Source organism: Kribbella sp. NBC_01505 (assembly GCF_045040285.1).
Lineage (GTDB): Bacteria > Actinomycetota > Actinomycetes > Propionibacteriales > Kribbellaceae > Kribbella.
The window spans coordinates 1033697-1058635 of record NZ_CP109425.1 but is presented as its reverse complement, the minus strand read 5'-3'; the positions used below and the strand labels follow the sequence as shown (position 1 = coordinate 1058635).

Here is a 24939-nt window from a genome sequence, read left to right as displayed (position 1 = left end):
ATGCGTACCGAAGCTCTTTCCAGCCTGATTCCCGATGCTGCCGACTTCCTGGACCAGCCGCCGACCGAGGCGGTCGCCTGGCGCGGTTCCTCGTCGCTCGACTTCGGTCTGGCCGCAGTGGGTGAGCTGATCGACCACGGCTCGCTCCAACGCCAGATGGTCAGCATGGTCAAGGACGGTCAGCGGGTCGCACCCGCGGCGTACACGTGGGCGGGTCAGCCGATTCAGCCCGGGTTCGCCGAGGTCGTGCGGACGACGAAGGTGTCGGCGTACATCGGCGCTGGTGCGACCACTGTGCTGGAATCACTGCACCGCACGTGGAAGCCGATCGGTGATCTGTGCCGTCGGCTCAGCCACGAGACCGGACTGCCGATCAGCGCGAACGCCTACCTCACTCCGTCCGGCAGCCAGGGCTTCGCGCACCACTACGACACCCACTCGGTGCTGATCGTCCAGACGGCCGGCAGCAAGACCTGGCAGCTGCACGCGCCGGTCTACAACGACCCGCTGGAGCACCAGCCCTGGGACGGCTCCAAGGTCACCGACACCGAGTGGGACCGCCTCCGCACCGGTACGCCGTACCTCGAGGTGACGCTCGAGCCCGGAGACAGTCTGTGGATTCCGCGCGGCTGGATCCACAACGGGTTCGCCACCGACGACCACTCGCTACATGTCAGCTTCTCGTTCCCCACGCTGACGCCGTACTGGCTGGCCGGCGAGCTGATCCGGGCACTCGGCTCGGAGCGTGCCTTCCGCGCCGAGCTGCCATGGGGCTTCGGTCGCTCCGCCGACCTGCGCGCCGAAGCGCTGGCCGCCACGACCAAGCTGCTGGCCGAGCACTTCAGCACCCTGTCCGAGCAGCCGGCCGACAACTCCGAGCTGGCGGACAACTACCGCCGCTTCTCCCTGGAGTCGTCACGGCACCCGATGGACAACTTCCTGCCCGCGCCGACCCTGGACACGCAGGTCCGCACGGTCGCCGAATCGGCCGCCGGCGTCGACTGGACGCCCACCGGCCGGCTCCGAGTCCACCTCGGCGACTCCATAGTCGAGTTCGAGGACGCCCCCGCCCGAGTAGTCGCCGAGCTCCTCTCCGCCGACTCCTCAAACCCCTGGACGGGCCGCACCCTCGAACTCCCCGAGGCCGGTGCGCTGGAGCTGGTCAGTCTCCTCCTCCGCACCGGCCTCGCCACCCGGCATCTGTGACGCCGACCCAGATCAGCCCACCAAATGGGAGCGGGTCTAGCGGGCAGCGGCCGGGTAGACGGCGCCGGTGTACTTCTCGCCGGGGCCTTGGCCGGGCTCGTCGGGGATGGACGAGGCTTCCTTGAAGGCGAGCTGCAGGGAGCGGAGGCCGTCGCGCAGCGGGGCGGCGTGGTGGTGACCGAGGGAGGGGGCGGCGGCGTCGAGCAGTCCGGCGAGAGCGTCGATCAGGGAGCGGGCCTCGTCCAGGTCCTTGTGATCGGGGAGGTCCTCGGCCAGGCCGAGGTTGACGGCGGCCGCGCTCAGCAGGTGCAGTGCGGCGGTCGAGATGATCTCCACGCTGGGGACCTCCGCGATGTCGCGGGAGGGGGTCGCAAGCGGCGGAGTGGAGATGTCGTCGGTCATGGTGTTACTGTTACACAGCGACCGATCCGGTCCGGCGGTGCCCCATGGGTGGAATGCTCACGGAGCTCCGGTGGTTGGATCCAAGCGGAGGGCCACCTCCCACCCAGCCGATGAGCAGTCGGCGGGTCCCGGTCACGCCGAGACTCCGGTCCCGGCGATCGTACGGCGTACCAGCGGTAGTTGTGGTTGGTGAGTTGTTGATCAGGGACAGCGTTTGTGGGATTTGGGCCTTCGTGTGTTAGTCGCACGGAGGCCTTCGTCGTTTCTTGAGGAGACCTCGAGCGGCGAAGAGGTGGTACCGAATCAGAACAACCCAGGAGGACCCATCACCATTGAACTGCGCGTCAACGAGCGCATCCGCGTTCCCGAGGTGCGGCTGGTCGGACCGAACGGTGAGCAGGTAGGCATCGTCCGGATCGAAGACGCACTGCGGTTGGCACAGGAAGCCGATCTCGACCTGGTCGAGGTTGCGGCCACGGCACGCCCGCCGGTCTGCAAGCTGATGGATTTCGGCAAGTACAAGTACGAGACCGCGCAGAAGGCGCGCGAGTCCCGCCGGAACCAGACCAACACCGTCATCAAAGAGATGAAGCTGCGGCCGAAGATCGACCCGCACGACTACGAGACCAAGAAGGGTCACGTCGTCCGCTTCCTCCGTGCCGGTGACAAGGTGAAGATCACCATCATGTTCCGTGGTCGCGAGCAGTCGCGCCCGGAGCTCGGCTTCCGGCTCCTGCAGCGGCTGGCCGAGGACGTCAGCGAGCTCGGCTTCGTGGAGTCGAACGCCCGCCAGGACGGCCGGAACATGATCATGGTTCTCGGACCGCACAAGAAGAAGTCCGAGGCGCGCGTGGACGTGGACGCCGAGAAGGCCAAGAAGGTCGCCGAGCGTGAGGCCGAGGTCGAGGCCGAGCGGATCGAGCGCGCCGAGCAGGTGGCGGCGCACGAGGCCGAGATCGCCGCCGGCGCCACGAAGAAGCCGAAGGGTCCGGCAGACAACCTCGACCCGGAGTGACGGACCGCTCCGGCCGCGGTAGCAGCCGGAGCACCACACACCGAGTTCGAGTCAACGAAAGAACAATTCAGGAGTTCATTAGCCATGCCGAAGATGAAGACCCACTCGGGGATGAAGAAGCGCGTCCGCGTCACGGGCTCGGGCAAGCTGCGCCGCGAGCAGACCGGTGTCCGCCACCTCGCCGAGGCGAAGTCCTCGAAGCGCAAGCGCCGGCTGAGCGGCACGGTCGAGGTCGCGCCGTCGTTCGCCAAGAAGGCCAAGAAGCTTCTCGGCATCTGAGGCTCCCGCCTCGCGGGGCCTCGTGGCCCTTCCCCCGAACATCCCGTCGTACCGGCCCGGCCGGTCGCGGCGCAGAACCAAGGAGTAACACCTCATGGCACGCGTGAAGCGGGCAGTCAACGCCCACAAGAAGCGCCGGGTCGTACTCGAGCAGGCCAGCGGTTACCGCGGCCAGCGCTCGCGGCTGTACCGCAAGGCCAAGGAGCAGGTCACCCACTCGCTCGTCTACGCCTACCGTGACCGCAAGGCGCGCAAGGGCGACTTCCGCAAGCTGTGGATCCAGCGCATCAACGCCGCGGTCCGCGCCGAGGACCTGACGTACAACCGCTTCATCCAGGGTCTGCACCTGGCCGAGATCGAGGTGGACCGCAAGATCCTCGCCGACCTCGCCGTCAACGACCCGGCCGCGTTCTCCGCGATCGTGCAGCTGGCCAAGGCCGCGCTGCCGGCCGACGTCAACGCGCCGGCCGCCTCGGCCTGAGTACTACCGGTTTCCTGAACAGCGATCGAGTGGCGAGCCCTGGTCTGCTGACCGCGCAATCCGTGCGGATCAAGCAGGCCCGGCGGCTCGCCACTCGTGCGTTCCGCCGCAAGACCGGCCGGTTCCTGGCCGAAGGCCCCCAGGCCGTCCGCGAAGCCCTCGAGCATCGCGAGCTCGTCGTCGAGGTGTACGCCGAACCTTCCGTGGCCACGCGGCATCGCGATCTGCGCGACCTGGCCGCCGCAGCCGACGTACCGTGGTTCGACGTCGACCGGGCCGGCGTCGAGGCGCTCAGCGAGACGGTCACCTCACAAGGTGTCGTCGCGGTCTGCGCACTCGTCGACGTGTCACTGGAGGCTGCGGTCTCCGGTACGGCGCGCCTGGTGGCAGCGGGCTTCCAGGTAAGGGATCCCGGCAACGTCGGGACCCTGATCCGGACGGCGGACGCGGCCGGCGCGGACGCCGTCGTACTGTCCACGGAGTCGGTGGACCCGCACAATCCGAAGGCCGTCCGGGCCAGCGTCGGCAGCATCTTCCACCTGCCGATCACCGTCGACGCCGACCTCGCCGCGGCCGCCACCGCCTGGCGCGCCCAGGGCCTCCAGGTCCTGGCCGCCGACGGCTACGGCACCACCGACCTCGACACCTGCATCGACGACGGCACCCTCGCCAAACCCACGGTCTGGCTCTTCGGCAACGAGGCCCACGGCCTGCCCGACGGCTTCGACGCCTTCGTCGACCACTCCGTCAAGGTCCCCATCTACGGCCGCGCCGAGTCCCTCAACCTCGCGACCGCCGCCGCCATCTGCCTCTACGCCTCCGCCCGCGCCCAACGCCACTGAGCCGAGTGTCCGGCGCCGGCAACTACCGGCGCCGGACTCCGCGGATCAGGCGATCAGGGTGCAGGTGTTGCCGACATCGCTCCACTGGCCGCCGTTGTTCTTCCAGGCGATGCCCTGGATGCAGCTGCCGCGGGGGAGCACGCGATTGAAGTTCACCCGATGGGTCTGGATCGGGTTGGTATCCGCCCCATTGACACCGGCCGTCTGGAAGTGGCCGGCGAACGCGCCGCAGATGTTGCGTGACTCGGCCCAGTACACGTACTTGCTGCCGTCGCCCTGCGTCACATACTCCACGAATACCGAGATGCAGCGGTTGCTGCTCGCGTTGCTCGCCCAGGCCTGGGTCGCGGCGATCCCGGATCCGGTGATGCCCAGTACGAGTGCCGCGGCGACGGTTCCCCAGCGCTTGATGCTCATGTTCGCTCCTTCGTCTCGGGTAGGTCCGGACAGGATCACGAACACTGCGGGTCACCGACGGTGGCTTTCTGTCGTCGCTGAAGGGCTTGACGGATCGGCTACTCCGGGTGAGGGAGGCGGGATGCGATGCCTTCGAGGACGAGTTCCAGGCCGTACGTGAAGGAGTCGTAGAACATCGAGTCGATGTCGCCGGTGGTACGGCGGCGGGCGGATTCGCGCATGATCGGGTCGCCGATGCTTTCGGTGCGTTCGAGGACCTCGCCGGCGAGCTGGTCGACGGACTGACCGCCACGGCGGGCCATCTCGCGGGTGGCGACCTCGCCGCCGGTGCTGCCGAGAACGAAGGACATCAGGGTGCCGAGGGCGAAGTCGGCGTTCCGGCCGGTGATGCCGGCGGCGGCGATCAGGGCCAGGCCGCGGGTGCCCATGGCCATCGCGTTCGGGCCCATGCTCGGGCGGGTGTACATCACCTCGGGCAGCCAGGGGTGACGCGTGATCGTCGAGCGCATGCTGTGCGCGAACAGCAGCAGACCGCTACGCCATCCGGCCAGCTCCGGCTCCGGGATGTCGATCTCGCCCCAGGCCTCGTCGATGAGCAGGTCGATCAGGTCGTCCTTGGTCGGGACGTGCCAGTAGAGGCTGGTCGCGCCGGACCCGAGCTTGGCGGCGAGCTTGCGCATGCTCAGCCCGGTCAGGCCGTCGGCGTCCAGGGCTTCCATCGCCGCCCGGACGATCTGCTCCCGGGTGAGCGTCTCGCGTGCCGGGGTGGCCTTGGGCTGCCGGGTCCAGATCGATTCGTTCACGACAGTCATCCTAACAACCCACTGGAACACCGTACGAGTCTGTCGTACAGTGTGCGAGTGACTAGTACACCGTTCGAGTCTTCCGCTGTGTCTCCTGCTGAGGGGACCGGGCACCCACGCCGCTGGTGGATCCTGCTGATCCTCTGTCTGAGCCTGATGGTGCTCGTCGTCGACAACACCGTGCTCAACCTGGCCATCCCGTCGCTGATGCGCGATCTGGGCGCCACTCCGGCCGACATCCAATGGGTGATCGACGCCTACATCCTGGCCTTCGCGGGCCTCCTGCTGACCGCGGGCAGCCTGTCCGACCGCTTCGGCCGGCGAAAGATGCTGCTGATCGGCCTGGTCCTGTTCGGGGCTGCGTCGCTGCTGGCCACGCTGGCCGAGACGCCGTGGCAGCTGATCCTGTGCCGCGGGCTGATGGGCGTCGGCGGTTCGCTGCTGATGCCGAGCACGCTCTCCCTGCTCTTCACCGTCTTCCCGCCGGAAGAGCAGCGCAAGGCGATGGCCGGCTGGTCGATGGTCGCGATGGTCGGCGTGATCGCCGGCCCGACCGTGGGCGGCGTGCTGCTGAACCACTTCTGGTGGGGTTCGATCTTCCTGCTGAACGTCCCGATCGCCGTGGTCGCGATCATCGGCGCGATCGCCCTGATCCCGGAATCCCGCGGCCCGGCGCGGAACGTCGACCCGCTCGGCGCCGTACTGACCGTGATCGGGATGGCATCGGTCGTCTGGGCGATCATCGCCATTCCCACCAACGGGTTCGGCTCGGCCGAGGTGCTCGTCGGCCTGGCCGTCGGTGTGGCCGCGCTGACGGCGTTCGCGCTGTGGGAGAAGCGCAGTGCGCACCCGATGGTTCCGCTCGAGCTCTTCAAGGACCGTCGCTTCAGCGGCACCAGCTTCTCGATCGTGCTGCTCTCGTTCACCGCGGGCGGTCTGATGCTCGCACTGACGCAGTATCTGCAGTTCGTGCTCGGCTACAGCCCGCTGAAGGCCGGTCTGGCACTGATCCCGTACGCCGTCGCCGCGACCGTGTTCAACGTCCTCGGAGCGACGTTGGGTAAGAAGCTGGCCGACCGCACCCTGATCGCCATTGGCCTGGCGGTCATCGCCGGCGCGTTCGCGATCCTGTCCCAGATCTCCGGCGATTCCGGCTACGGACTGCTGATCGCCGGTCTGATGGTGATGGGGATCGGCGGGGGCCTGGCCGGCCCAGCGGCGTACACGTTGTTGATGCAGGCGGTCCCGGCCGAGCACCGTGGCGTCGGTTCCGCGATGAACGACACCGTTCAGCAGACCGGCGGCGCGCTGTCGGTCGCCGTACTGGGCAGTGTGCTGGCCGCTGCGTACTCGGCCAACCTCCCAGATGCGGTTCCCGAGGCGGCCCGCGATTCGATCGCGGGCACGCTCGCTCTGGGCTCCGACTTCGCCGCTGCGGCGCGAGAGGCGTTCACCGAAGCGATGACCATCGCCATGACCGTCGGACTGGTCGGTGCACTCGCCGGTGCGGTCGTTGCGCTGGTGGTGCTACCTGGCCGCTCGAAGACTGGTCCGGGGAGCGACTCCGGCGTCGACACTGCAGCGAGTGTCAGCGGGGAGGTCAGCGCCTAGCAGGAAGTTGCTGGTGGCGTCGTTCGAGCAACTGGACGGCGTCAACAGCCAACTACCGTGCCCGCCGGCGTCGACAGTGATCATCTTGGTCCGGTCCCAGCCGAGCGCTCGCCGCATGGCCAGTGCGCCCTGGTACGGCGTCGCCGGGTCCCGCAGGTTCTGCAGCAGCAGGATGTTCTCGGGACCGTGGTTGGCCAACGGCACCCGCGTGACCGGCTTGTTGGGCCAGAACGAACACGGGAAGATGTTGGCCGGCATGCCCCCGGTCAGCGGGTAGAGCTTCATCGAGCGCTTCACATCCGCCTGGTAGTACGCCGGAGACTTCGGCCAGGTCGATTCGCCACACATGATCGAGATCAGCACCGCGTTGAACGACTGGTAGAGCGAGATCTCGTCGGCAGCCGCTGCGCGCTTCTGGGTCGTGACACCGTTCTTGATCGCCTTGTAGAGCTCAGCCAGCGCGGGGAACCGCTTGCTGTCGTAGCCGTAGAGGCCAGGCCCACGGGTCCGCTCGCGCAGTGTGTTGCCGTTCATCGGCCCCTCCGGCGTCTCAGCCGGTTGGGCGTCCAGCTTCTTGAGCAGTCCGAGGTACGTCGCCCGTACGGCGGCCGGTGTCGCGCCCAGCCCGTACGTCGTGTTCCGGGCGGCCGCCCACTTGCCGAAGTCCGCGAACCGCACCTCGGTGGACTTCTCCCAGGCCAGCTGCGTCCCGCGCCAGAGGATGTTCGGGTCCACCACGCTGTCCAGGACGAAGCGGTCGGTGTGCTGCGGGAACAGCGTGGAGTAGACCGCCCCGAGATAGGTTCCGGCCGACGCCCCGTAGTACGAGATCTTCTGCTCGCCGAGAGCGACCCGGATGCGGTCCATGTCCCGGGCTGTGTTCTCCGTGGTGATGTGTGGGATCACCTTGCCGCTGTACTTCTCACACTGCGCCGCGATCTCCCGACTGATCCGGATGTCGGCCGAGATGTCGCCGTTCGGCTCGGGGTACATGACGGCGACGTCGTCGGTCTGCTCGCCCTCCAGGCCGCAGGTGATCGGTGAGCTCAGCTGGACACCCCGCGGGTCGAACCCGATCAGGTCGTAGCCGGCCAGCAGCGCCGCCTGGTTGTTCGCCTGAGCGTCATGCTCGATGTCCAGTGGGGCGTCGAGCCCCCAGACTCCCGGTCCGCCGAAGTTCAGCAGCAGTGCGCCACGACGCTTGGCGGGGTCGGTCGCCTTCAGCCGGGAGACGGCGATCTGCAGGGTGCCGGCGTCCGGATGCTTGTAGTCCAGCGGCACGGTCACCATCGTGCACTGCAGCCGCTCGGGCGGTTCGGGCATGGTTTCGGTCGCCGGGCAGGCGCTCCAGTCAGGCGTGGCCGCGGTCGCCGGTACCAGCGATCCAGCGGTCAGGGTGAGGGCGATCGCCGTACTGATCAACAGGGTCCGCATGCGGGCAGTAAACCGGCCGGAGCGCGCTGTCACCGTGGCTGGCCGGAAGCTGTCACCGTGTCCACTGTGGACGGCCGATTCACGCTCTGGGGGTCCGGGTTCCTAGACTGCTGTCCGCAGAAAGTTCCGAACCGAGAGCGAGCCATGTCCGGTCCCAACACGCAGTACGACCCGGTCGAAGTGACGCCGTTGCACGCCGAGGCGCTGGAGCGGAGCCGCGACGAGGCGCTGAAGGCGTTTACCGAGGCGGCCGATCTGGCTGCCCTGCAGGAGGCCAAGGCGGCGCATCTGGGCGAGAAGTCGCCGATCGCGCTGGCGAACCGGGAGATCGGGGCGCTGCCGCCGCAGGGACGCAAGGAGGCCGGGCAGCGGATCGGTTCCGCGCGCAAGGCGATCACCGAGGCGTTCGCCGCCCGGCTCGCGGTGCTCGAGGCGGAGCACGAGGAGCGGATGCTGGCCACCGAGCGGGTCGACGTGACGCTGCCGTGGCACACGCCGGAGCTCGGCGCGCGGCACCCGCTGTCGCTGATCTCCGAGCAGGTCGCCGATGTCTTCACCGCGCTCGGCTGGGACGTCGCCGAGGGTCCGGAGATCGAGGCCGAGTGGCTGAACTTCGACGCGCTGAACTTCCAGCCCGACCACCCGGCGCGGCAGATGCAGGACACCTTCTTCGTCGAGCCGGTCGGCTCCGGCAAGGTGCTGCGCACGCACACCTCGCCGGTCCAGGCGCGCTCGATGCTGACCCGCAAGCCGCCGATCTACGTGATCTGCCCGGGCCGGGTGTTCCGCACCGACGAGCTGGACGCGACCCACACGCCGGTCTTCTACCAGGTCGAGGGCCTGGTCGTGGACAAGGGCATCACGCTCGCGCACCTCAAGGGCACGCTCGACCACTTCGTCGTGTCGATGTTCGGCGAGGGCCTGGAGGCCCGCCTGCGGCCGAACTTCTTCCCGTTCACCGAGCCGTCGGCCGAGATCGACCTGAAGTGCTTCGTCTGCCGCGGCGCGTCCGTCGGCAACCCGGACCGCCCCTGCCGCACCTGTGGCAGCGAGGGCTGGATCGAGTGGGGCGGCTGCGGCGTGGTCAACCCGCGCGTCCTGCGGGCCTGCGGCATCGACACCGAGGTGTACTCCGGTTTCGCCTTCGGGATGGGGCTGGAGCGCGGGCTGATGTTCCGCAACGGTGTCGAGGACATGCGGGACATGGTCGAGGGTGACGTGCGGTTCAGCCGCCAGTTCGGGATGGAGATCTGATGCGGGTCCCACTGTCGTGGCTTCGCGAGTACGTCGAGCTGCCGGCCGGGGTCACCGGTCGTGACCTCGGTGAGCAGCTGGTCCGGGCCGGGCTCGAGGTGGAGACCGTCGAGCAGTCCGACCTGACCGGGCCGCTGGTGCTCGGCAAGGTGCTGACGTACGAGAACGAGCCGCAGAAGAACGGCAAGACCATCCGCTGGTGCTCGCTCGACATCGGCAAGGACGAGCCGCAGTGGGTCGTCTGCGGCGCGCACAACTTCGAGGTCGGCGACCTGGTCGTGGTCGTGCTCCCGGGCGCGGTGCTGCCGGGCGGCTTCGCGATCTCCGCGCGCAAGACCTACGGACACGTGTCGAACGGCATGATCTGCTCCAGCACCGAGCTCGGTCTGGGCGACGACGGTACCGACGGCATCGTCGTACTGGAGCCGGGTGAAGGCACGCCTGGTGATGACGCGATCGAGCTGCTGTCGCTCAGCGACGACGTGCTCGACATCGCCGTCACACCGGACCGCGGCTACTGCCTGTCCATCCGTGGCGTCGCCCGCGAGGCAGCCACGGCGTACGGGCTTCCCCTGAAGGACCCGGCTGCTTTGACACTGACCGGCTCGGGCGCGGGCGGTTACCCGGTGCGCGTCGACGACGCCGAGGCCTGTACGACGTTCGTGACCCGGACCGTGACCGGGATCGACGCGAAGGCGCTGTCCCCGCGGTGGCTGCAGAAGCGGCTGCTCGCGTCCGGGATGCGGCCGATCTCGATCGGTGTCGACGTGACGAACTACGTGATGCTCGAGCTCGGTCAGCCGATCCACGGCTACGACAAGAACCGGCTGAGCGGCGAGATCGTCGTACGGCGTGCGACCTCCGGCGAGAAGCTGGTGACGCTCGACGACCAGACCCGTGAGCTGGACGCCGAGGACCTGCTGATCACCGACGACTCCGGCCCGATCGGTATCGCCGGCGTGATGGGTGGTGCCTCCACCGAGATCTCCGACGCGACCACCGACGTGGTGATCGAGGCCGCGCACTTCGACCCGATCGTGATCGCGCGCGCGTCCCGCCGGCACAAGCTGTCGTCCGAGGCGTCGCGGCGGTTCGAGCGCGAGGTCGACCCGCAGCTGCCGCGGTATGCCGCTCAGCGCGTGGCCGACCTGCTGGCCGAGCTCGCCGGCGGCACGATCCTCGCCGACGAGACCGTCGTCGACACCCACCCGCTGCCGGCCCCGGTCGTCATCCGTGGCGATCACTCGGCCCGGGTCTCGGGGGCTCCGATCGCCGTCGAGGACGCGATGGCGTTCCTGCGCGCCGTCGGCTGTGAGGTCGAGGCAGCCGCGGACGGTGCGGTGCCCGCACCGCTCGCGGTCGGGATCCACGAGCCGGCGCTCGACTTCCCGCTCGCGGGCGAGGACGCGGAGAACGCCAGCTGCCTGCGGTACAACGGCGACAACCTGTTCGCGGTGACGCCGCCGTCCTGGCGTCCGGACCTGCGGGACCCCAACGACTTCGCCGAGGAAGCGATTCGGCTGTTCGGGTTCGACAACGTGCCGTCGGTGCTGCCGCCGGCGCCGGGTGGGCAGGGGCTGACGGTGTCGCAGCGGCGCCGCCGCCGGGTCTCGACCGCGCTGGTCGGCGCCGGCCTGACCGAGGTCGTGTCGTACCCGTTCACCGGTGCTGCCGACTTCGACGCGATGGGCCTGCCGGCCGACGACGTCCGCCGGGCGACGGTCAAGCTGGTCAACCCGCTCTCCGACGAAGAGCCGTCGATGCAGACGACTCTGCTCGCGACCCTGCTGCGGGTGGCCGAGCGCAACACCGGCCGCGGTCAGACCGACCTGGCGATCTTCCAGACCGGCCTGGTCTTCAAGCCCAAGGCCGACGTGAAGGCCGCGCCGCTGTTGTCGGTCGAGGGCCGGCCGAGCGACGCCGACATCCAGTCCCTGTACGACGCCTTGCCCGAGCAGCCGCTGCACATCGGTGTGGTGCTGACCGGTGCGCTGACCCCGACCGGTTGGTGGGGCAAGGGCCGTCCGGCCGGCTGGGCCGACGCGGTCCAGATCGCACGCCTGATCGCGTCCGCGGTCGGCGTCGAGCTCGTCGTGAAGAACGTCGAGCTCGCGCCCTGGCACCCGGGTCGCTGCGCGGAGTTCTCGGTCGACGGCAAGGTGGTCGGTCACGCGGGCGAGCTGCACCCGAAGGTCTGCCAGGCGTTCGGGCTGCCGACCCGGTCGAGCGCAGTCGAGCTCGACTTGGACGCGCTGATCGCGGCCGCTCCGGAGACCGTTGCCGCAGCGCCGTTCTCGTCGTACCCGGTGGCCAAGGAGGACGTGGCGCTGATCGTCGCGGCCGACATCGCCGCGACCGACGTGCAGGCGGCGCTGACCGAGGGGGCGGGGGAGCTGCTGGAGTCCGTGCGGCTCTTCGACCTGTACACCGGTGAGCAGATCGGCGAAGGCAAGAAGTCGCTCGCCTTCGCACTCCGCTTCCGCGCCGCGGACCGGACGCTGAAGGACACCGAGGTGGCGGAAGCCCGCCAAGCCGCTGTCCAGGTAGCGGTCGAACGCTTCGGCGCCGTCCAGCGAGTCGGCTGACGGCATGACCACCTCCACGGGGATGGGTGGCGCTCGCGCACGGGAGGCGGCACTGTGAGCGGCTCTCATCCTCGCGTCGCGGTTGCCGCGCCGAACGCGGCGGCCGCGGAGGCGGGCGTTCGCGTTGCTGCCGAGGGCGGCAACGCGGTCGACGCGGCGATCGCAGCCACGCTCGTCACGATGGTGAACGAGATCGGCGTCGTCTCACCGGCCTCCGGCGGTTTCGTGACCCTGCAGGTCGCGGGGTCGGAGGCGGTCACGATCGACGGCTGGGTGGAGATGCCCGGCCGTGGTCTGCCGCCGGAGTCGTTCGGTCGCGGTGTCTGGGACATCACCACCGACTACGGCGGCGGTACGACGACCACCGTGGGACACGGGTCGGTCGCGACACCCGGTGGTCTGAAGGCGCTCGATCTGGCGCACAAGCGTTCCGGCAAGGCGCCCTGGCGTGAGGTCGTCCAACCCGCGATCGAGGTCGCTCGCGACGGGTTCGCGCTCAGCCGCACGTCCGGCTACTACCTCGGCTTCACGCACGAGATCATCTTCGGCTGGCATCAGCCGAGTCACCGGGTCGTGCACGACGAAGACGGCACGGTCATCAAGGCCGGCAGCACGGTGATCATCCCGGAGCTGGCCGAGGCGCTGCAGCTGATCGCTCGCGACGGTGCCGAGACGCTCTACACGGGTGAGCTCGCGCAGTTGCTGATCAACGACATGGCCGAGAACGAAGGCATCCTCAACGCCGAGGACCTGGCCGCGTACGAGGCGATCGTCCGCCCGGCGCTGATGGTCCGGCAGAACGGGTGGCGGCTGGCCACCAACCCGCCGCCGGCCGTCGGGGGAGTCGCGGTCGCCGCGATGCTCGCCCTGCTGGACGGCGTCCCGGCCAACGGCAGCTGGAATCCGACCGAGCTGGAGCGGTTGGTCGACGTGCAGCATGCGGTTCTTGGACGGCGGCTGGCGGAGCTGGATGCGGAAGATATTCGGCAGTTGGAAGGGCAGAAGCTGCTCGACCTCGCGTCGGCGGGCGATCTGCGCGCGCTGACCTCGCCGAGTACGGCGACAGTGTCCGTGGTGGACGACGAGGGTGACGCGTGCGCGATCACGGTCTCGTCCGGTTATGGCTCCGGCGTGCTGACGCCGGGCACCGGCATCTGGCTGAACAACGCGCTTGGTGAGCAGGAGCTGCTGCACGGCGGCCCGCACAGCCTGGAGCCGGGCACTCGCCTGACCTCGAACATGGCGCCGAGCGTGGCGCGTCGGGACAGCGATGGTGCCGTGCTGGCGATCAGCTCGCCGGGTTCGGACCGGATTCCGACCGCGTTGGCCCAGGTCTACGCGCTGTACACGCATGGGGGGCTGCCGCTGGCGGAGGCTGTCGAGCACCCGCGGCTGCACGTCCGGGTCCGCGATGATGTCATCGTCGACTACGAGGACGACCTGCCCTTGGCCGGTACGACGAACCTTCCGGCTCGGCCGATGCCGCCGCACTCGATGTACTTCGGTGGTGTCGCGGCCGCGTTCTGGGACCCGGCCGAAGGGCTCATCGCAGTCGGCGACCCACGTCGTACCGGTGCGGTCGCTATCTCGCCACAGTCCTAATACCTTCCCCACCCCACCGCCCCGGTCTAACAGACACCGCTTCCGTTCGTTACACAGATGTGGACATCGACCCCGAGCTCACCGTCGTGGTGCCGATGTACGACGAAGAAGACGTGCTGCCGATGTTCTTCGCGCGGATGCATCCGCTGCTGGACGGGCTCGGCCTGCCGTACGAGCTGCTGGTCGTCGACGACGGCAGCCGGGACAACACGGCCGCGCTGCTGATGGAGGCGGCCAAGGACTGGCCGCAGCTCCGCATCATCCGGTTGCTGCGCAACAGCGGTCACCAGGCTGCGCAGTCCGCCGGCTTCCGCAGTGCGCGCGGTCAGTACGTGGTCACCATCGACGCCGACCTGCAGGATCCGCCGGAGACGATCGCCGAGTTTCTGCACGTGCTGCGCGAGCGCGATCTCGACGTCGTGTACGGCGTTCGCGCGGACCGCTCGAGTGATTCGTGGCCGAAGCGGACGACCGCGCGGCTGTACTACCGACTCATGTGCCGACTGGTCGGGAAGCAGATCCCGTTCGACGCGGGTGACTTCCGGATGGTGTCCCGCCGGGTGGTGGATGCGGTGAACGCGCTGCCCGAGGACGGCCGGGTGTTTCGGCTGGTGATCCCGTGGCTCGGCTTCCCGAGCGCGGAGGTGACCTACGTCCGCGCGCAGCGAGCTGCCGGGTCGACGAAGTACAACCTGACCAAGATGACGCGGCTGGCGTTCGACAGCGTCACCGCGTTCTCGGCCGCGCCGCTGCGGCTGGCGACCTGGCTCGGGCTGCTCGGTGGCCTAATGTCGGCGCTGTTCGTGGTCGGTGCGCTGGTGATCAAGCTGACCGGCCGTGGCGTTCCCGGCTGGACGTCGACCGTGCTTGCGATCAGTGTGATCGGCGCGATCCAGCTGCTCTGCCTGGGGTTGCTCGGTGAGTATGTGGCGCGGCTGTTCCAGTCGAGCCAGCGCCGGCCGCAGTTCCTGGTCGGCTACGACAGTCTCGAAGACCAGAAGCGAGCCTCGCCGGTAACCACCCGGTGAGGCGGGCGCTGCCCTGGCTCCTCCCACTTCTGGTCGCCGTCGTCGGTCTGCACTCCCTAGACGTCCTCCGGTACGCCGCTTACTTCACGCTGGCGATCGCTCTGCCCGGAACGCTGTTGCTGCGGGCTGTCTGGCGCAGCGTCGGCAGCTGGGCTGAGGACCTCGGCCTCGGTGCGATCGTCGGAGCCGCTTGGATGCTGGCGGGGTGGGCGCTGTTCACCGCGGTCGGTTGGCAGCGCTGGCTGATCGTCTGGCCGCTGTTGACGCTCGCGGTCTTCGCTCTGCCGCGGCTGCGCTCGCACTGGCGCATCGCTCAGCCAGAGCCGCTGCCGGTGCGCTGGGCTTGGGGGCTCGCGATTGCTTCAGCTTTGATGCTCGCAGCCACCATCCGCGGAGTCATGGCGTACCACGTGATGCCACCGGACGGGACGTCGTACTACCAGGACCTGCTGTACCACCTGTCGATGGTGAGTGAGCTGACGCGCGCTGTGCCGCCGGAGCTGCCGCAGGTCGCGGGGGAGCGGCTGGAGTACCACTGGTTCGCGAACGCCGACATGGCGGCGGCTGTCGACGTCACTCGGCTCAGCCCGATCCTGGTGCTGTTTCGGCTGTGGGTGCTGCCCTGGCTCGTGGTTGCGTTGCTGGTGTGCGCCACGCTCGCTCGGACAGTCAGTCGGACGTGGTGGACCGGAGTGCTCGCGGCTGCCGCTCTGACCGCGCCACAGCTCTACCTGCTCGTGGACACCAGCATCAATCTGAATCCGCCGGTGAGCTTCCTCAGTCCGTCACAGACCTTCGGTTTGATTGTCTGTGCTGCGGTTGGGGTCTTGTTGATCGAGCTGCTCTTCCGCAACGGGCCAGCCCGTTTGTGGGTGCTCGTTGTCGCGTTGGCCGTGCTAGGCGGCGGTTCGAAGCCGACAGTGCTGCCGGTACTGGTCGGTGCGGTCGGGCTGGCCGCCCTCTACAAGTTCAAGTTGCGCACCGTCGTTGCTGGCTTCGTACTGGTCGTTGTCGGAGTGCTCACTCTTCTCACCGTTGCCGGAAGCACCAGCGGCTCGCACATCCAGTTTCTGGCAATTTTGAAGACCAGCCCCGGCTATTCGACCCTCACCGGCGACCAGACACCCGCTGGCATCGGTGGACTGGTTGTTCCGTCGCTGGTCCACGGCGCTGTCCTCGGCACGGTGTTGATGCTCCTGAGCGTCTTGCTTATCGAAGCCGCGTCGCTGGCCGGCTTCCTCGTCGTACGGCGTGATCCGGTCGCGTGGTTCCTGGTCGGGGCGATGGTGGTCGGCTGGCTCGGCTACCTCTTCATCGACCACCCAGGGGTGAGCGAGTCGTACTTCCTCTACACGGCCACTCCCTTCAGCCTCGCTGCCGCCGGCTGGGTAGCTACGAACGCCCGGCGCCGCTGGTTGATCGTCGTACTGGTCCTGCTGTTCGTCTCACCGGTCAAGAGCTTCCTCGAGAACGCGATCACGGGCGACACCGAGGCCGGGCCGGTCTACCGGTCCGCACAGCAGTGGGTCTATCCCGATGAGCAGGCGAGCGCGGCCTGGCTCGCGGAGAACAGTGCGCCGACCGATGTGGTTGCCACCAACACCTGGTGCCGCCCGGTGGATGCGCCAGGCTGCGACGCGCGGGGGTACCTCGTCAGCGGACTGGCCGGACGCCGGACGCTGATCGAAGGCTGGGCCTACACCAACGAGTCGATGGCCGAGGTCACCGGCCGCCGGTACACCGAGCAGCCGTCCCCCTGGCCCGACCGCGTCGCACTGGTCACCCAGACCTTCGCCAACCCGACCCCGGCCCTATTGAATCGCCTCCACGACGAGTACGGCGTCCGCTGGCTGTACGCCGACGCCCGCGCCGGAACCGTCTCCCCGAATCTCGCCGCCCTGGTGCCATTGCGACACAGCAACGGCAACGTCAAAATCTACGACCTCGGGAACTGACAACGAGCGGACCGACTCAGGGCACCCAGACCGGGCCCGAGTCCACGAAGACCCGATAGTCGATGATCAGGTCACCGTCATCGACCTCCCAGATGGTCACTGCCGGGACGGTGACCTCCTTGCCGTCGAGCCGGGTGTAGGTGACCTCGAGCTCGATGATGGTGACCGGACCGACTGCCCAATCGCGCACCGGAACGTGCCGGAACCCCTGCACCATCGCACCGAACGCCGCGCTGCCGGCCACGATCGCGTCCGGCCCGATCAAAGGCTCGGCGTTACCCATGACGAACCTGGCGTCCGGGGCGAACAGCGCCGCCAACCCGTCCAGATCCTGCGTGTCGACCAATCGGAACACTTCTTGTACATCAGGCATGTCGAACCCCCGTGGTAGTTGTCGCAACGACGCTAGCGATCGGGCACCAGGTCGCCAATCCCACGTTGTGGGGGTTCTGGGAGTTCCGGTCCCGTGTGACCATCGAGAGATGAGCCATGCCACGCGGGTCCGTGCGTACGACCGGGTGGCGCTGCTGGGTGAGGCGAGGCTGCCGTTGGCAGACCTGTTCTCCGAAACCGCGCGTCTCCTGGACCGCGCCCTTCCGCGCGATGGCAGTTGCTGGCATGCGATGGATCCGGTGTCGTTGGTCGAGACGAGTCGCTATGACGAGAACCTCGGCGGGCCGGACCAATTGGTCGCCGAGGTGGCCTACCTGCCGGACGACTACAACACCTTTGTCGAACTCGCCCAGGGCAGGCGCCACAGCGGCATCCTCAGCGAACAGACCGGCGGCGATGTCCACCGCAGCCGACGCTATCGGGAGCTTCTGCAACCCTGGAACGTCGAGGGCGAGCTGCGGGCCGCGTTCGTCGTCGATGGGGTGTCGTGGGGTTGCTTCTCCTTGCTGCGCATCGGCTCGGGTGATTTCACCCCGGCGGAGCGGGACTTCGCCCATCACCTGTCCCCGCTGCTCGGACGGGCCTTCCGAGCAGCCGGCGTCCATGCTCGCCCGACCGCTCCGGGCGCCGAACTCTGGCCCGGTGTACTGGTTCTCGACGGCAACCGGAAGGTCGAGTCGTACACTCCGGCGACCCGGGACTGGCTGCGGGAGTTCGGGTTCGAGGGTCTACCGGATCGCGACCAACTGCCGTACGAGCTGCTGACGCTCGCCGAACGGGTCCGCATCACCGGCCAGGAAGCCAGTGCTCGCGTGCTGGGCGAATCGGACCGCTGGATCGAGATCCATGCCGCGCCGGCGACGCGCAGCGAACTCTGGGAGCAGCGGGTCGCGATCGTCGTCCAAGCGGCCTCGGTGCCTTCGATCGCGCCGCTGATCTCCGCGGCATACGGCTTGACCAAGCGCGAGCGAGAACTGACCGAACTGCTCCTTCGAGGTTGCGGCACCGCCGAGATCGCAGCTCAACTCTTCGTCTCGCCGCACACCGTTCAGAGCCACCTGAAATCGATCTTCACCAAAGTCGGCGTCCGCAGCCGCCGGGAACTCGTCGGACGCATCAACGCCCGCGTCTAGTGTCCGGAGCCTCGTTCGTGCGACACAGCGACGGCAAGTTCACCATCTACGACCTCGGACAGTGATTGCCCCGTAACATGGAGTTCGCGTAGGCCGTTACGTCTACGCAAGGCCCGCCCGCCCCGGTGCCGATGCATGCGGAGACGTGATTGCTCGGGAGGGCGGCACCATGCGGGCGACACGACCGGCGGCGTTGGTTCTGCTGACGGCGGTGGTGCTGTCGATGACGGGCGTGGAGACATTCGCCTATCAGGTGCCGGTCGAGCCGTTCAGCCAAGGTGAATCGGCGACTGCGACCATGCCGGGCTCCGGGCTGGGGCAGACGATCACCGTGACCGGTGCGACCGAGCTGCTCGACGAGACGACCGCAGGGGTCCGGGGGACCGGACCGACGACGTACAGTCCGCCGATCGCGCTGACCACTCCGGCGCAGGACCTGCTCGTCAACACTGGCGAGTGTGCGTCCGTCGGGAGCTGCGGCGAGCGCGGCACGGTGACGGTCGCGTTCAGTCGGCCCGTGCGCAATCCGGTGCTACATCTGGCTGGACTGGGCGGTGCAGTCACCGAGACCGTCAACGGGAAGCCATCTGCGCAGTCCGAGCTGCACTCCGTGCTGCGACTGACCACTCCGGGCCTCAGCCTGAGCAAAGCGGGACAGGGCAACAACCTGGCGGTCACCAGCGACACCATCACCGCCGCCAACCACGACACTGGCCCGAACTGCATCAACAACAAGACCGGTACCGGTCCGGACGCCGGTGCGACCGCGGCCTGCGGTTCGGTGCGAGTGAACGGTGTCGTGACCACCGTCCGCTTCAACGTCACGACGTACTTCACCAAGCACGCCAAGCTGCCCGCCTTCAACACCACGTCCTCCGGCGACGCGTTCTCCGTGCTGGCCTCGGCCGGCGAGGACTTCGGTGACGCACCGGCGACGTACGGCGCGGCCTGGTCGGTGCTGAGCGATGTGCGGCTCGGCAAGGACGCGACCGAGGACAACACCACTGTTGCCAACGCGACGACCGGTCCGACCGCACCCGATGCCGCTGACGACGGGGTGAGCTTCCAGCCGCTCCGGACCAACACCACGTCGTACGGCGTCGAGGCCAAACTCACCGGTGCTTCGAAGCCGGGCCGAGTGTGCGGATGGATCGACCTGGACCGCGATGGCGCGTTCCAGCCCGACGAGCAGGCGTGTGATGCCTTCGCTGCTGGGCAGACCTCGGTGAAGCTCAGCTGGCCCAAGTTCACCAAGCCGACCGCCGGAGCGACGTACGCGCGAGTCCGCATCGGGTACGACGACGCCGCAGCGAAGCCGACTGGTGCCTCGGATGCAGGTGAGGTCGAGGACTACCAGTTGCAGGTCACTCCGCCGCCCCCGCCGGTTCTGCACGACGACCTCGCCACGACTGCGTTCAACACCGGTGCGACGGTCAAGGTGCTCAGCAACGACCAGCCCGGTGACCCTGCCGCACCGCTCGAGCCGAACACGCTCTGCCTGCTCGACGGCGAAAAGTGCGGCGAACTGCTCAGTGTGGTCGGACAGGCCAAGTACGTCGCCAAGTCGGACGGCACTGTCGCTGTGGAGCCGGTGCCCGGTTTCTTCGGGGTCGGCAAGCCGGTCAGTTATCGGGTGGCCGACAGCAACGGAATCACCGCCACCGCCAAGCTCACGGTCACTGTCGCGCTGCCGGCAGCTCCGGTGGCGAACCCCGACACTGCAACGACACCGCAGAACGTCAGCGTCGCGTTCCGGCCGCTGAGCAACGACAAGCCGGCTCCCGGCGTGACGCTGGTACCGGGGTCGGTTGTCCTGCGCGATCCGGCCGACACAAAGTTCAAGAAGACCGTGGTGGTTCCGGGGGAGGGCCAGTACACCGCGAAACCGACCGGTGCGGTCGACTTCGTACCGGTCCGGCAATTCACCGGGGTCGGAACGTCCATCGGGTACCGCGTCACCGACACGACCGCTCAGACAGCCGAGTCCGCTCTCACGGTGACCGTGACCGCCGTACAGCCAGTGGCCAATGGGGACTCCGCGTCGACCGCCTTCGACACCGACGCCGTCGTACCGGTGCTGGACAACGACCTGCCTGGCTCACCGGATGCACCACTCGACCCCGCCACCCTGAAGCTGGTCGACCCGGTCAAGAACACGCTCGTCGACACCGTTGCGATTGCACACCAGGGCACGTACCTCGTGGCCGGCGGCAAGATCGCCTTCCAGCCGGTCCACGGTTTCCAAGGTGTCGGTACGGCGCTCACCTACCAGGTGCTCGACAAGAACGGGACTGCGGCGCGGGCCGTACTCACTGTCGCAGTGGACGCACCAGGGCCGCCGGTGGCGAACCCAGACACGATCACCAGCCTGCAAGGCAGTTCCGTGGTGGCTGCGGTTCTCGACAACGACAAGCCCGGACCGACCGGCGCCGTACTGCGGCCGGACACGCTCCGGCTGGTGCCGCCGACCCGTGCGGAGCCGGGGACCACGCTGGTCGTGCCTGGTCAGGGCAAGTACACCGCGCGGGCGGACGGCAAGGTGCTGTTCGAGCCGGTCCCAGCTTTCAGCGGTGCGGCAACGCCGGTCAGCTATCAGGTCGCCGATGCGAACGGTGCGATCGGGCAGGCGAAGCTGAGCATGCGCGTGACGAAGGTGCAGCCCGATGCGTCGGACGACACCGCGGCGACGCCGTACGACACGATCGCTACGGTCCGCGTGCTGTCGAACGACGCAGCCGGCGACCCGGCAGTCCCGCTGGTGCCGAGCAGTGTCCGAGTGCTTGACCCGAAGACACATGAGCCGAAGACCACAGTCGTCGTCGACGGCGAGGCGACGTACACGGTGACCCCGGACGGCGAGATCACAGTCGACCCGCTGCCGACGTACGTCGGAGTGACGGCAGGGCTCAGCTATCGCGTCGCGGACGTGAACGGTACGACGGCCAGCGCGAAGCTGACCGTGACCGTCGCGAAACCACCCGCACCGACTGCGAAGCCCGACACCGCGACCGGCAAGCAGAACGTCTCGTTCGACCTGGACCCGCTTGCGAACGACACCGCGGGTCGGGGCACCGGGCTCGATCCGCTCAGTCTCGCGGTGCTCGATCCGGCGGACGGGTCGATGAAGAAGCTGGTCAAGGTTCCGGGCCAGGCTGCCTACCAGGTGAATCCGGATGGCACGATCACCGTCGATCCGCTGCCGGGCTTCACCGGTACGGCGACTGCGCTGACCTACCGCGTGATGGACTGGTTCGACCAGGTCACGCGGTCGACGATCGCGGTCTCGGTCACGCCGATCACGCCGGTGGCGGTGGACGACACCGGGCGGACGCCGTTCGACAAGCCGGTCACAGTGCGGGTGCTGGCGAACGACAAGCCGGGCGATCCGACCGCGCCGCTGCTGCCGACGTCGCTGCTGCTCACCGACCCGGCCGATGGGTTGCTGAAGGCAACGGTCAGCATCCCGAACGAGGGCGTCTACACCGCTGCCGGGGGAGCGGTCAGCTTCGATCCGGGCGCGACGTTCCGCGGTCCGGGAACGCCGCTGGTCTACCAGGTCGGCGACAACAACGGCACGCTCACGACCGCCAAGCTGACGATCACGGTCGGCTTCCCGCCGGTCGCCGTCGCGGACCGCGCGTCGACTCTGCAGGACCTCACGGTCAGCGTGAACGTGCTGTCCAACGACAGCCCGGGCACCGATGCGAAGCTCGACCCGTCGACGGTCGAGCTGCTCGGGCCGGAGGCTCGCGCGGAGGGTCTGAACGACTACGCGAAGACGGTGACGGTCGCCAAGCAGGGCACGTACACCGTGCAGCCGACCGGGATGATCGTCTTCGATCCGGTGCCGACCTTCCACGGTCCGGCTTCCCCGATCACCTATCGCGTTGCGGACTCCAACGGCACCATCGGTACGTCGACGCTGACTATGACGGTCACCCCGATCTGGCCGACCGCTCTGGACGACTCGGCGATCACTCCGTTCAACCAGCCGACCACAGTCGACGTACTGGCCAATGACAAGCCGGGTGATCCGACTGCGCCGCTGGTGCCGTCTTCGGTGGTGCTGAAGACGGCGGACGGGTTCGGGAAGACGTTCACTCAGGCCGGTGAGGGTACGTACGCGGTCACCGCAGACGGGTCGATCACGTTCACGCCGGTCAAGGACTTCCAGGGAGTGACGACACCGGCGACGTACCGGGTCGCTGACGACAACGGGACCACAGCGGAGGGCCTGCTGGTCCTGACGGTCGGCAAGGGACCAGAGGCCGTGGCTGATGTGGCGTCGACCAAGCAGAACGTCACTCTGACGGTGGAGCCGCTCGACAACGACAGCCCCGGGACCGGTGCGGAGCTGGAGAAGAGCTCGGTCGAGGTGCACTCCGTGTCGACGCGGACCTGGGTCCGGACCGCGACGCTGCCCGGCCAGGGGGTCGTAACGGTTAACGAGAAGACCGGTCGGGTGGCAGTGGACCCCGTACCGGCATTCCGTGGCGTGCTGTCGATCGCCTACCGGGTCAAGGACTCCAGTGGCAATCGCGCGACCTCGACGATGGTCGTGACGGTGACACCGGTGACTCCGGTCGCTCAGGACGATGTGGTGACTACGCCGTACGACACTGTCCTGACAGTGCCGGTGCTGGCGAACGACAAGCCGGGTGATCCGTCGGCGCCGCTGGGTGCTGTGCAGCTCATCGATCCGGCGTCGGGTGATGCGCTGCCGGTGCTGGAGGTCGAGGGGCAGGGGCTGTTCACCGTGCAGCCGAAGGGTGGGGTTCGGTTCGCACCGGCCGCCGGCTTTGTCGGTACGACGGTTGCGGTCGGCTACCAGGTGACAGATGGCAACGGCACGATCGGTACGGCGACACTGACGATCTCGGTCCAGGCCCGTCCGGTCGCGAACCCGGACCACGCGCGCACCAAGCAGCATCTGGCAGTGGTGATCGATCCGCTGGCGAACGACGTACCGGGGCCGGGCGCGAAACTCGATCCGGACACCCTGCTGCTGGTCGGTCCGGACGCTGCGCTGGTCAAGCAGGTCACAGTGGCCGGGCAGGGCGAGTACGTCGTTGCCGACGGCAAGGTCACGTTCAGCCCGGAGGCGCGGTTCACCGGGAGCACGCGGCCGGTCGCGTACGAGGTGAAGGACAGCAACGAGAACCGGGCGCGCGCGACGCTGGGCGTGACGGTGACACCGGTGCTGCCGGTGGTTCGCGACGACAGTGCGCGGACGGCCTACGGTACGGCGGTCGGCATCGCCGTACTGAGCAACGACCAGCCCGGTGACGCGTCGGCGCCGCTGACCCCGGCGAGCGTCGTACTGCGTGATCCGGCCGACGGCAAGGACAAGAAGACGGTCACCGTGGCAGACGAGGGTGTCTTCGCGGTCGGTGCGGACGGACTCATCACGTTCACGCCGGTCAAGGACTTCATCGGCTCGACCCGATCACTCGCCTACCGCGTCACCGACGAGAACGGTACGACGGGAAGCGCCCTGCTCGACGTCACCGTGGACCCACCCCGCCCAGCCCAAGCCACCGCAGACAGCGCAACCGGCACCCCGGGCGGAACAGTCGCGGTCAACCCGTCACTCAACGACACCGCCGCCAGCCCGCAGGCACTCTGCCTCCGCGTAGACGCCGCCACCTGCAGCCGCAGCGCAACCACCTCCGCAGGCACCTGGACCGTCACCTCCGACGGCACCATCCGCCTCACCCCCGCCAAAGGCTTCACCGGCACCACCGAACTCACCTACGAACTCCCCGCCACCGGCACAGCCCCACCCGTAACCGCCCCTGTCCGCGTAACCATCGCCGCTACCCCCACCCTGCGGCCCGTCGCCTACACGCCCCTCCCCGAAACCGGCGGTCTGCCACCCCTCCTCCCAGCCCTAGCCACCCTCCTGACCCTCCTAGGCGCCACCCTCCTAGCCCTAACCCGCCCCCGCCGCTAGCCCAGCACCTCTGCGGGGATCTGCTGTCGCCAGGGGGCAGTAGATCCACGCAAAGCCGAGTTTCAGCACGCAGGCGGCCCGAGGGGTGGGTGCGGCGCCCTTACTGTCTGGAAACGAGGGGACCTCCCCTCAACTTGCTGGTTCTCCCCTCAATATTCGACCAGAGAAGGGCCCATTTGACCGGATATCCGGTCAAATGCCACAAGGCCAGCAGACCACCGGAACACAGCCCTTCACCACCGCGACGGGAAGCCGTCAAGCCTCCTCGTCGTCGGGAGCAAGCACAGCCCGTCAGCCACAAGCAACGGGCAACCGCGGTCACCGACCGCACCACCCCGCCCAGCCAAAGACCACCCCAGCCACCCGCTTCAGTCACACCGGCCGCAGCGGCGACCAGCCACCGCCTACCCCACCGGCCGGATCCGAGCGGCCGGATAGGACGAGCACCTTCGGGACGGCGGGGTTCCTGTCCAGACAAAGTGCCCAGCCACCCCCGTACCCCACCGCCCAGATCCCAGCGGCAGACCACATCCAGGGGGCGTGAAC

At 68.3% G+C, this 24939-nt stretch carries 18 protein-coding genes; 13 read left to right on the top strand and 5 right to left on the bottom strand.

The window, feature by feature from the left end:
- Positions 1-1206 (top strand): JmjC domain-containing protein, encoded by a 1206-nt coding sequence (locus OG474_RS04670; RefSeq protein ID WP_405060938.1) that lies wholly within the window; start codon positions 1-3, stop codon positions 1204-1206.
- Positions 1207-1242: 36 nt separating this feature from the next.
- Here the strand turns inward: OG474_RS04670 and OG474_RS04665 are convergent, their stop codons facing one another.
- Positions 1243-1608 carry a DUF1844 domain-containing protein gene (locus OG474_RS04665; protein WP_405060937.1) on the bottom strand — a complete coding sequence of 122 codons (366 nt, stop codon included), beginning with the start codon at positions 1606-1608 and terminating at the stop codon, positions 1243-1245.
- 292 nt (positions 1609-1900) lie between these two features.
- Between OG474_RS04665 and infC the strand changes: the two genes are divergently transcribed.
- The 4 genes from infC (at position 1901) to OG474_RS04645 (ending at position 4225) form a co-directional block, all read left to right on the top strand.
- Positions 1901-2623: a translation initiation factor IF-3 gene (gene infC, locus OG474_RS04660; protein WP_405060936.1), complete on the top strand. Its 723-nt coding sequence runs from the start codon at positions 1901-1903 to the stop codon at positions 2621-2623.
- An 84-nt stretch (positions 2624-2707) separates the two neighbouring features.
- The gene (gene rpmI, locus OG474_RS04655; protein ID WP_132169842.1) at positions 2708-2902 is read left to right on the top strand and encodes a 50S ribosomal protein L35; all 195 of its coding nucleotides are present in this window, start codon (positions 2708-2710) and stop codon (positions 2900-2902) included.
- A gap of 94 nt (positions 2903-2996) precedes the next feature.
- Positions 2997-3383 carry a 50S ribosomal protein L20 gene (rplT, locus tag OG474_RS04650; RefSeq protein WP_405060935.1) on the top strand — a complete coding sequence of 129 codons (387 nt, stop codon included), beginning with the start codon at positions 2997-2999 and terminating at the stop codon, positions 3381-3383.
- A gap of 29 nt (positions 3384-3412) precedes the next feature.
- The gene (locus OG474_RS04645; protein WP_405060934.1) at positions 3413-4225 is read left to right on the top strand and encodes a TrmH family RNA methyltransferase; all 813 of its coding nucleotides are present in this window, start codon (positions 3413-3415) and stop codon (positions 4223-4225) included.
- Positions 4226-4270: 45 nt separating this feature from the next.
- Here OG474_RS04645 and OG474_RS04640 read toward each other — a convergent pair whose 3' ends face one another.
- Entirely contained in the window at positions 4271-4642 is a 372-nt protein-coding gene (locus OG474_RS04640) for a hypothetical protein (RefSeq protein WP_405060933.1), read from the bottom strand.
- 98 nt (positions 4643-4740) lie between these two features.
- Positions 4741-5445 carry a TetR/AcrR family transcriptional regulator gene (locus tag OG474_RS04635; protein WP_405060932.1) on the bottom strand — a complete coding sequence of 235 codons (705 nt, stop codon included), beginning with the start codon at positions 5443-5445 and terminating at the stop codon, positions 4741-4743.
- Positions 5446-5502: 57 nt separating this feature from the next.
- On the opposite strand from OG474_RS04635, the gene OG474_RS04630 reads away from it, so the two are divergent.
- On the top strand, positions 5503-7056 hold the full coding sequence (locus OG474_RS04630) for an MFS transporter (RefSeq protein ID WP_405060931.1): 1554 nt from the start codon (positions 5503-5505) through the stop codon (positions 7054-7056).
- Here the strand turns inward: OG474_RS04630 and OG474_RS04625 are convergent.
- Positions 6973-8490, bottom strand: coding sequence for an alpha/beta hydrolase (locus OG474_RS04625; protein WP_405060930.1), 1518 nt, complete (start codon positions 8488-8490; stop codon positions 6973-6975). The genes OG474_RS04630 and OG474_RS04625 overlap by 84 nt on opposite strands.
- A 144-nt stretch (positions 8491-8634) precedes the next feature.
- On the opposite strand from OG474_RS04625, the gene pheS reads away from it, so the two are divergent.
- From pheS to OG474_RS04600, 5 genes are read left to right on the top strand one after another with little or no spacing between them, the layout of a single operon-like run.
- Positions 8635-9744 carry a phenylalanine--tRNA ligase subunit alpha gene (pheS, locus tag OG474_RS04620; RefSeq protein WP_405060929.1) on the top strand — a complete coding sequence of 370 codons (1110 nt, stop codon included), beginning with the start codon at positions 8635-8637 and terminating at the stop codon, positions 9742-9744.
- Positions 9744-12329, top strand: a complete 2586-nt coding sequence (locus OG474_RS04615) for a phenylalanine--tRNA ligase subunit beta (protein WP_405060928.1) — start codon at positions 9744-9746, stop codon at positions 12327-12329. Before pheS ends, OG474_RS04615 begins: the two co-directional genes overlap by 1 nt.
- Before the next feature lie 54 nt (positions 12330-12383).
- A complete protein-coding gene (locus tag OG474_RS04610; RefSeq protein WP_405060927.1) occupies positions 12384-13931 on the top strand; it encodes a gamma-glutamyltransferase in 1548 nt (515 codons plus the stop codon).
- Positions 13932-13990: 59 nt separating this feature from the next.
- On the top strand, positions 13991-14959 hold the full coding sequence (locus OG474_RS04605; RefSeq protein ID WP_405060926.1) for a glycosyltransferase family 2 protein: 969 nt from the start codon (positions 13991-13993) through the stop codon (positions 14957-14959).
- A complete protein-coding gene (locus tag OG474_RS04600; protein ID WP_405060925.1) occupies positions 14956-16914 on the top strand; it encodes a hypothetical protein in 1959 nt (652 codons plus the stop codon). The genes OG474_RS04605 and OG474_RS04600 overlap by 4 nt, the downstream gene beginning before the upstream one ends.
- 16 nt (positions 16915-16930) lie before the next feature.
- Here the strand turns inward: OG474_RS04600 and OG474_RS04595 are convergent, their stop codons facing one another.
- Positions 16931-17287, bottom strand: coding sequence for a nuclear transport factor 2 family protein (locus OG474_RS04595; RefSeq protein ID WP_405060924.1), 357 nt, complete (start codon positions 17285-17287; stop codon positions 16931-16933).
- A gap of 109 nt (positions 17288-17396) precedes the next feature.
- Between OG474_RS04595 and OG474_RS04590 the strand changes: the two genes are divergently transcribed.
- Together OG474_RS04590 and OG474_RS04585 are read left to right on the top strand one after the other, a co-directional pair.
- Positions 17397-18440 carry a LuxR family transcriptional regulator gene (locus OG474_RS04590; protein ID WP_405060923.1) on the top strand — a complete coding sequence of 348 codons (1044 nt, stop codon included), beginning with the start codon at positions 17397-17399 and terminating at the stop codon, positions 18438-18440.
- A 169-nt stretch (positions 18441-18609) separates the two neighbouring features.
- A complete protein-coding gene (locus OG474_RS04585) occupies positions 18610-24393 on the top strand; it encodes an Ig-like domain-containing protein (RefSeq protein WP_405060922.1) in 5784 nt (1927 codons plus the stop codon).
- The last annotated feature ends 546 nt before the right edge of the window (positions 24394-24939 follow it).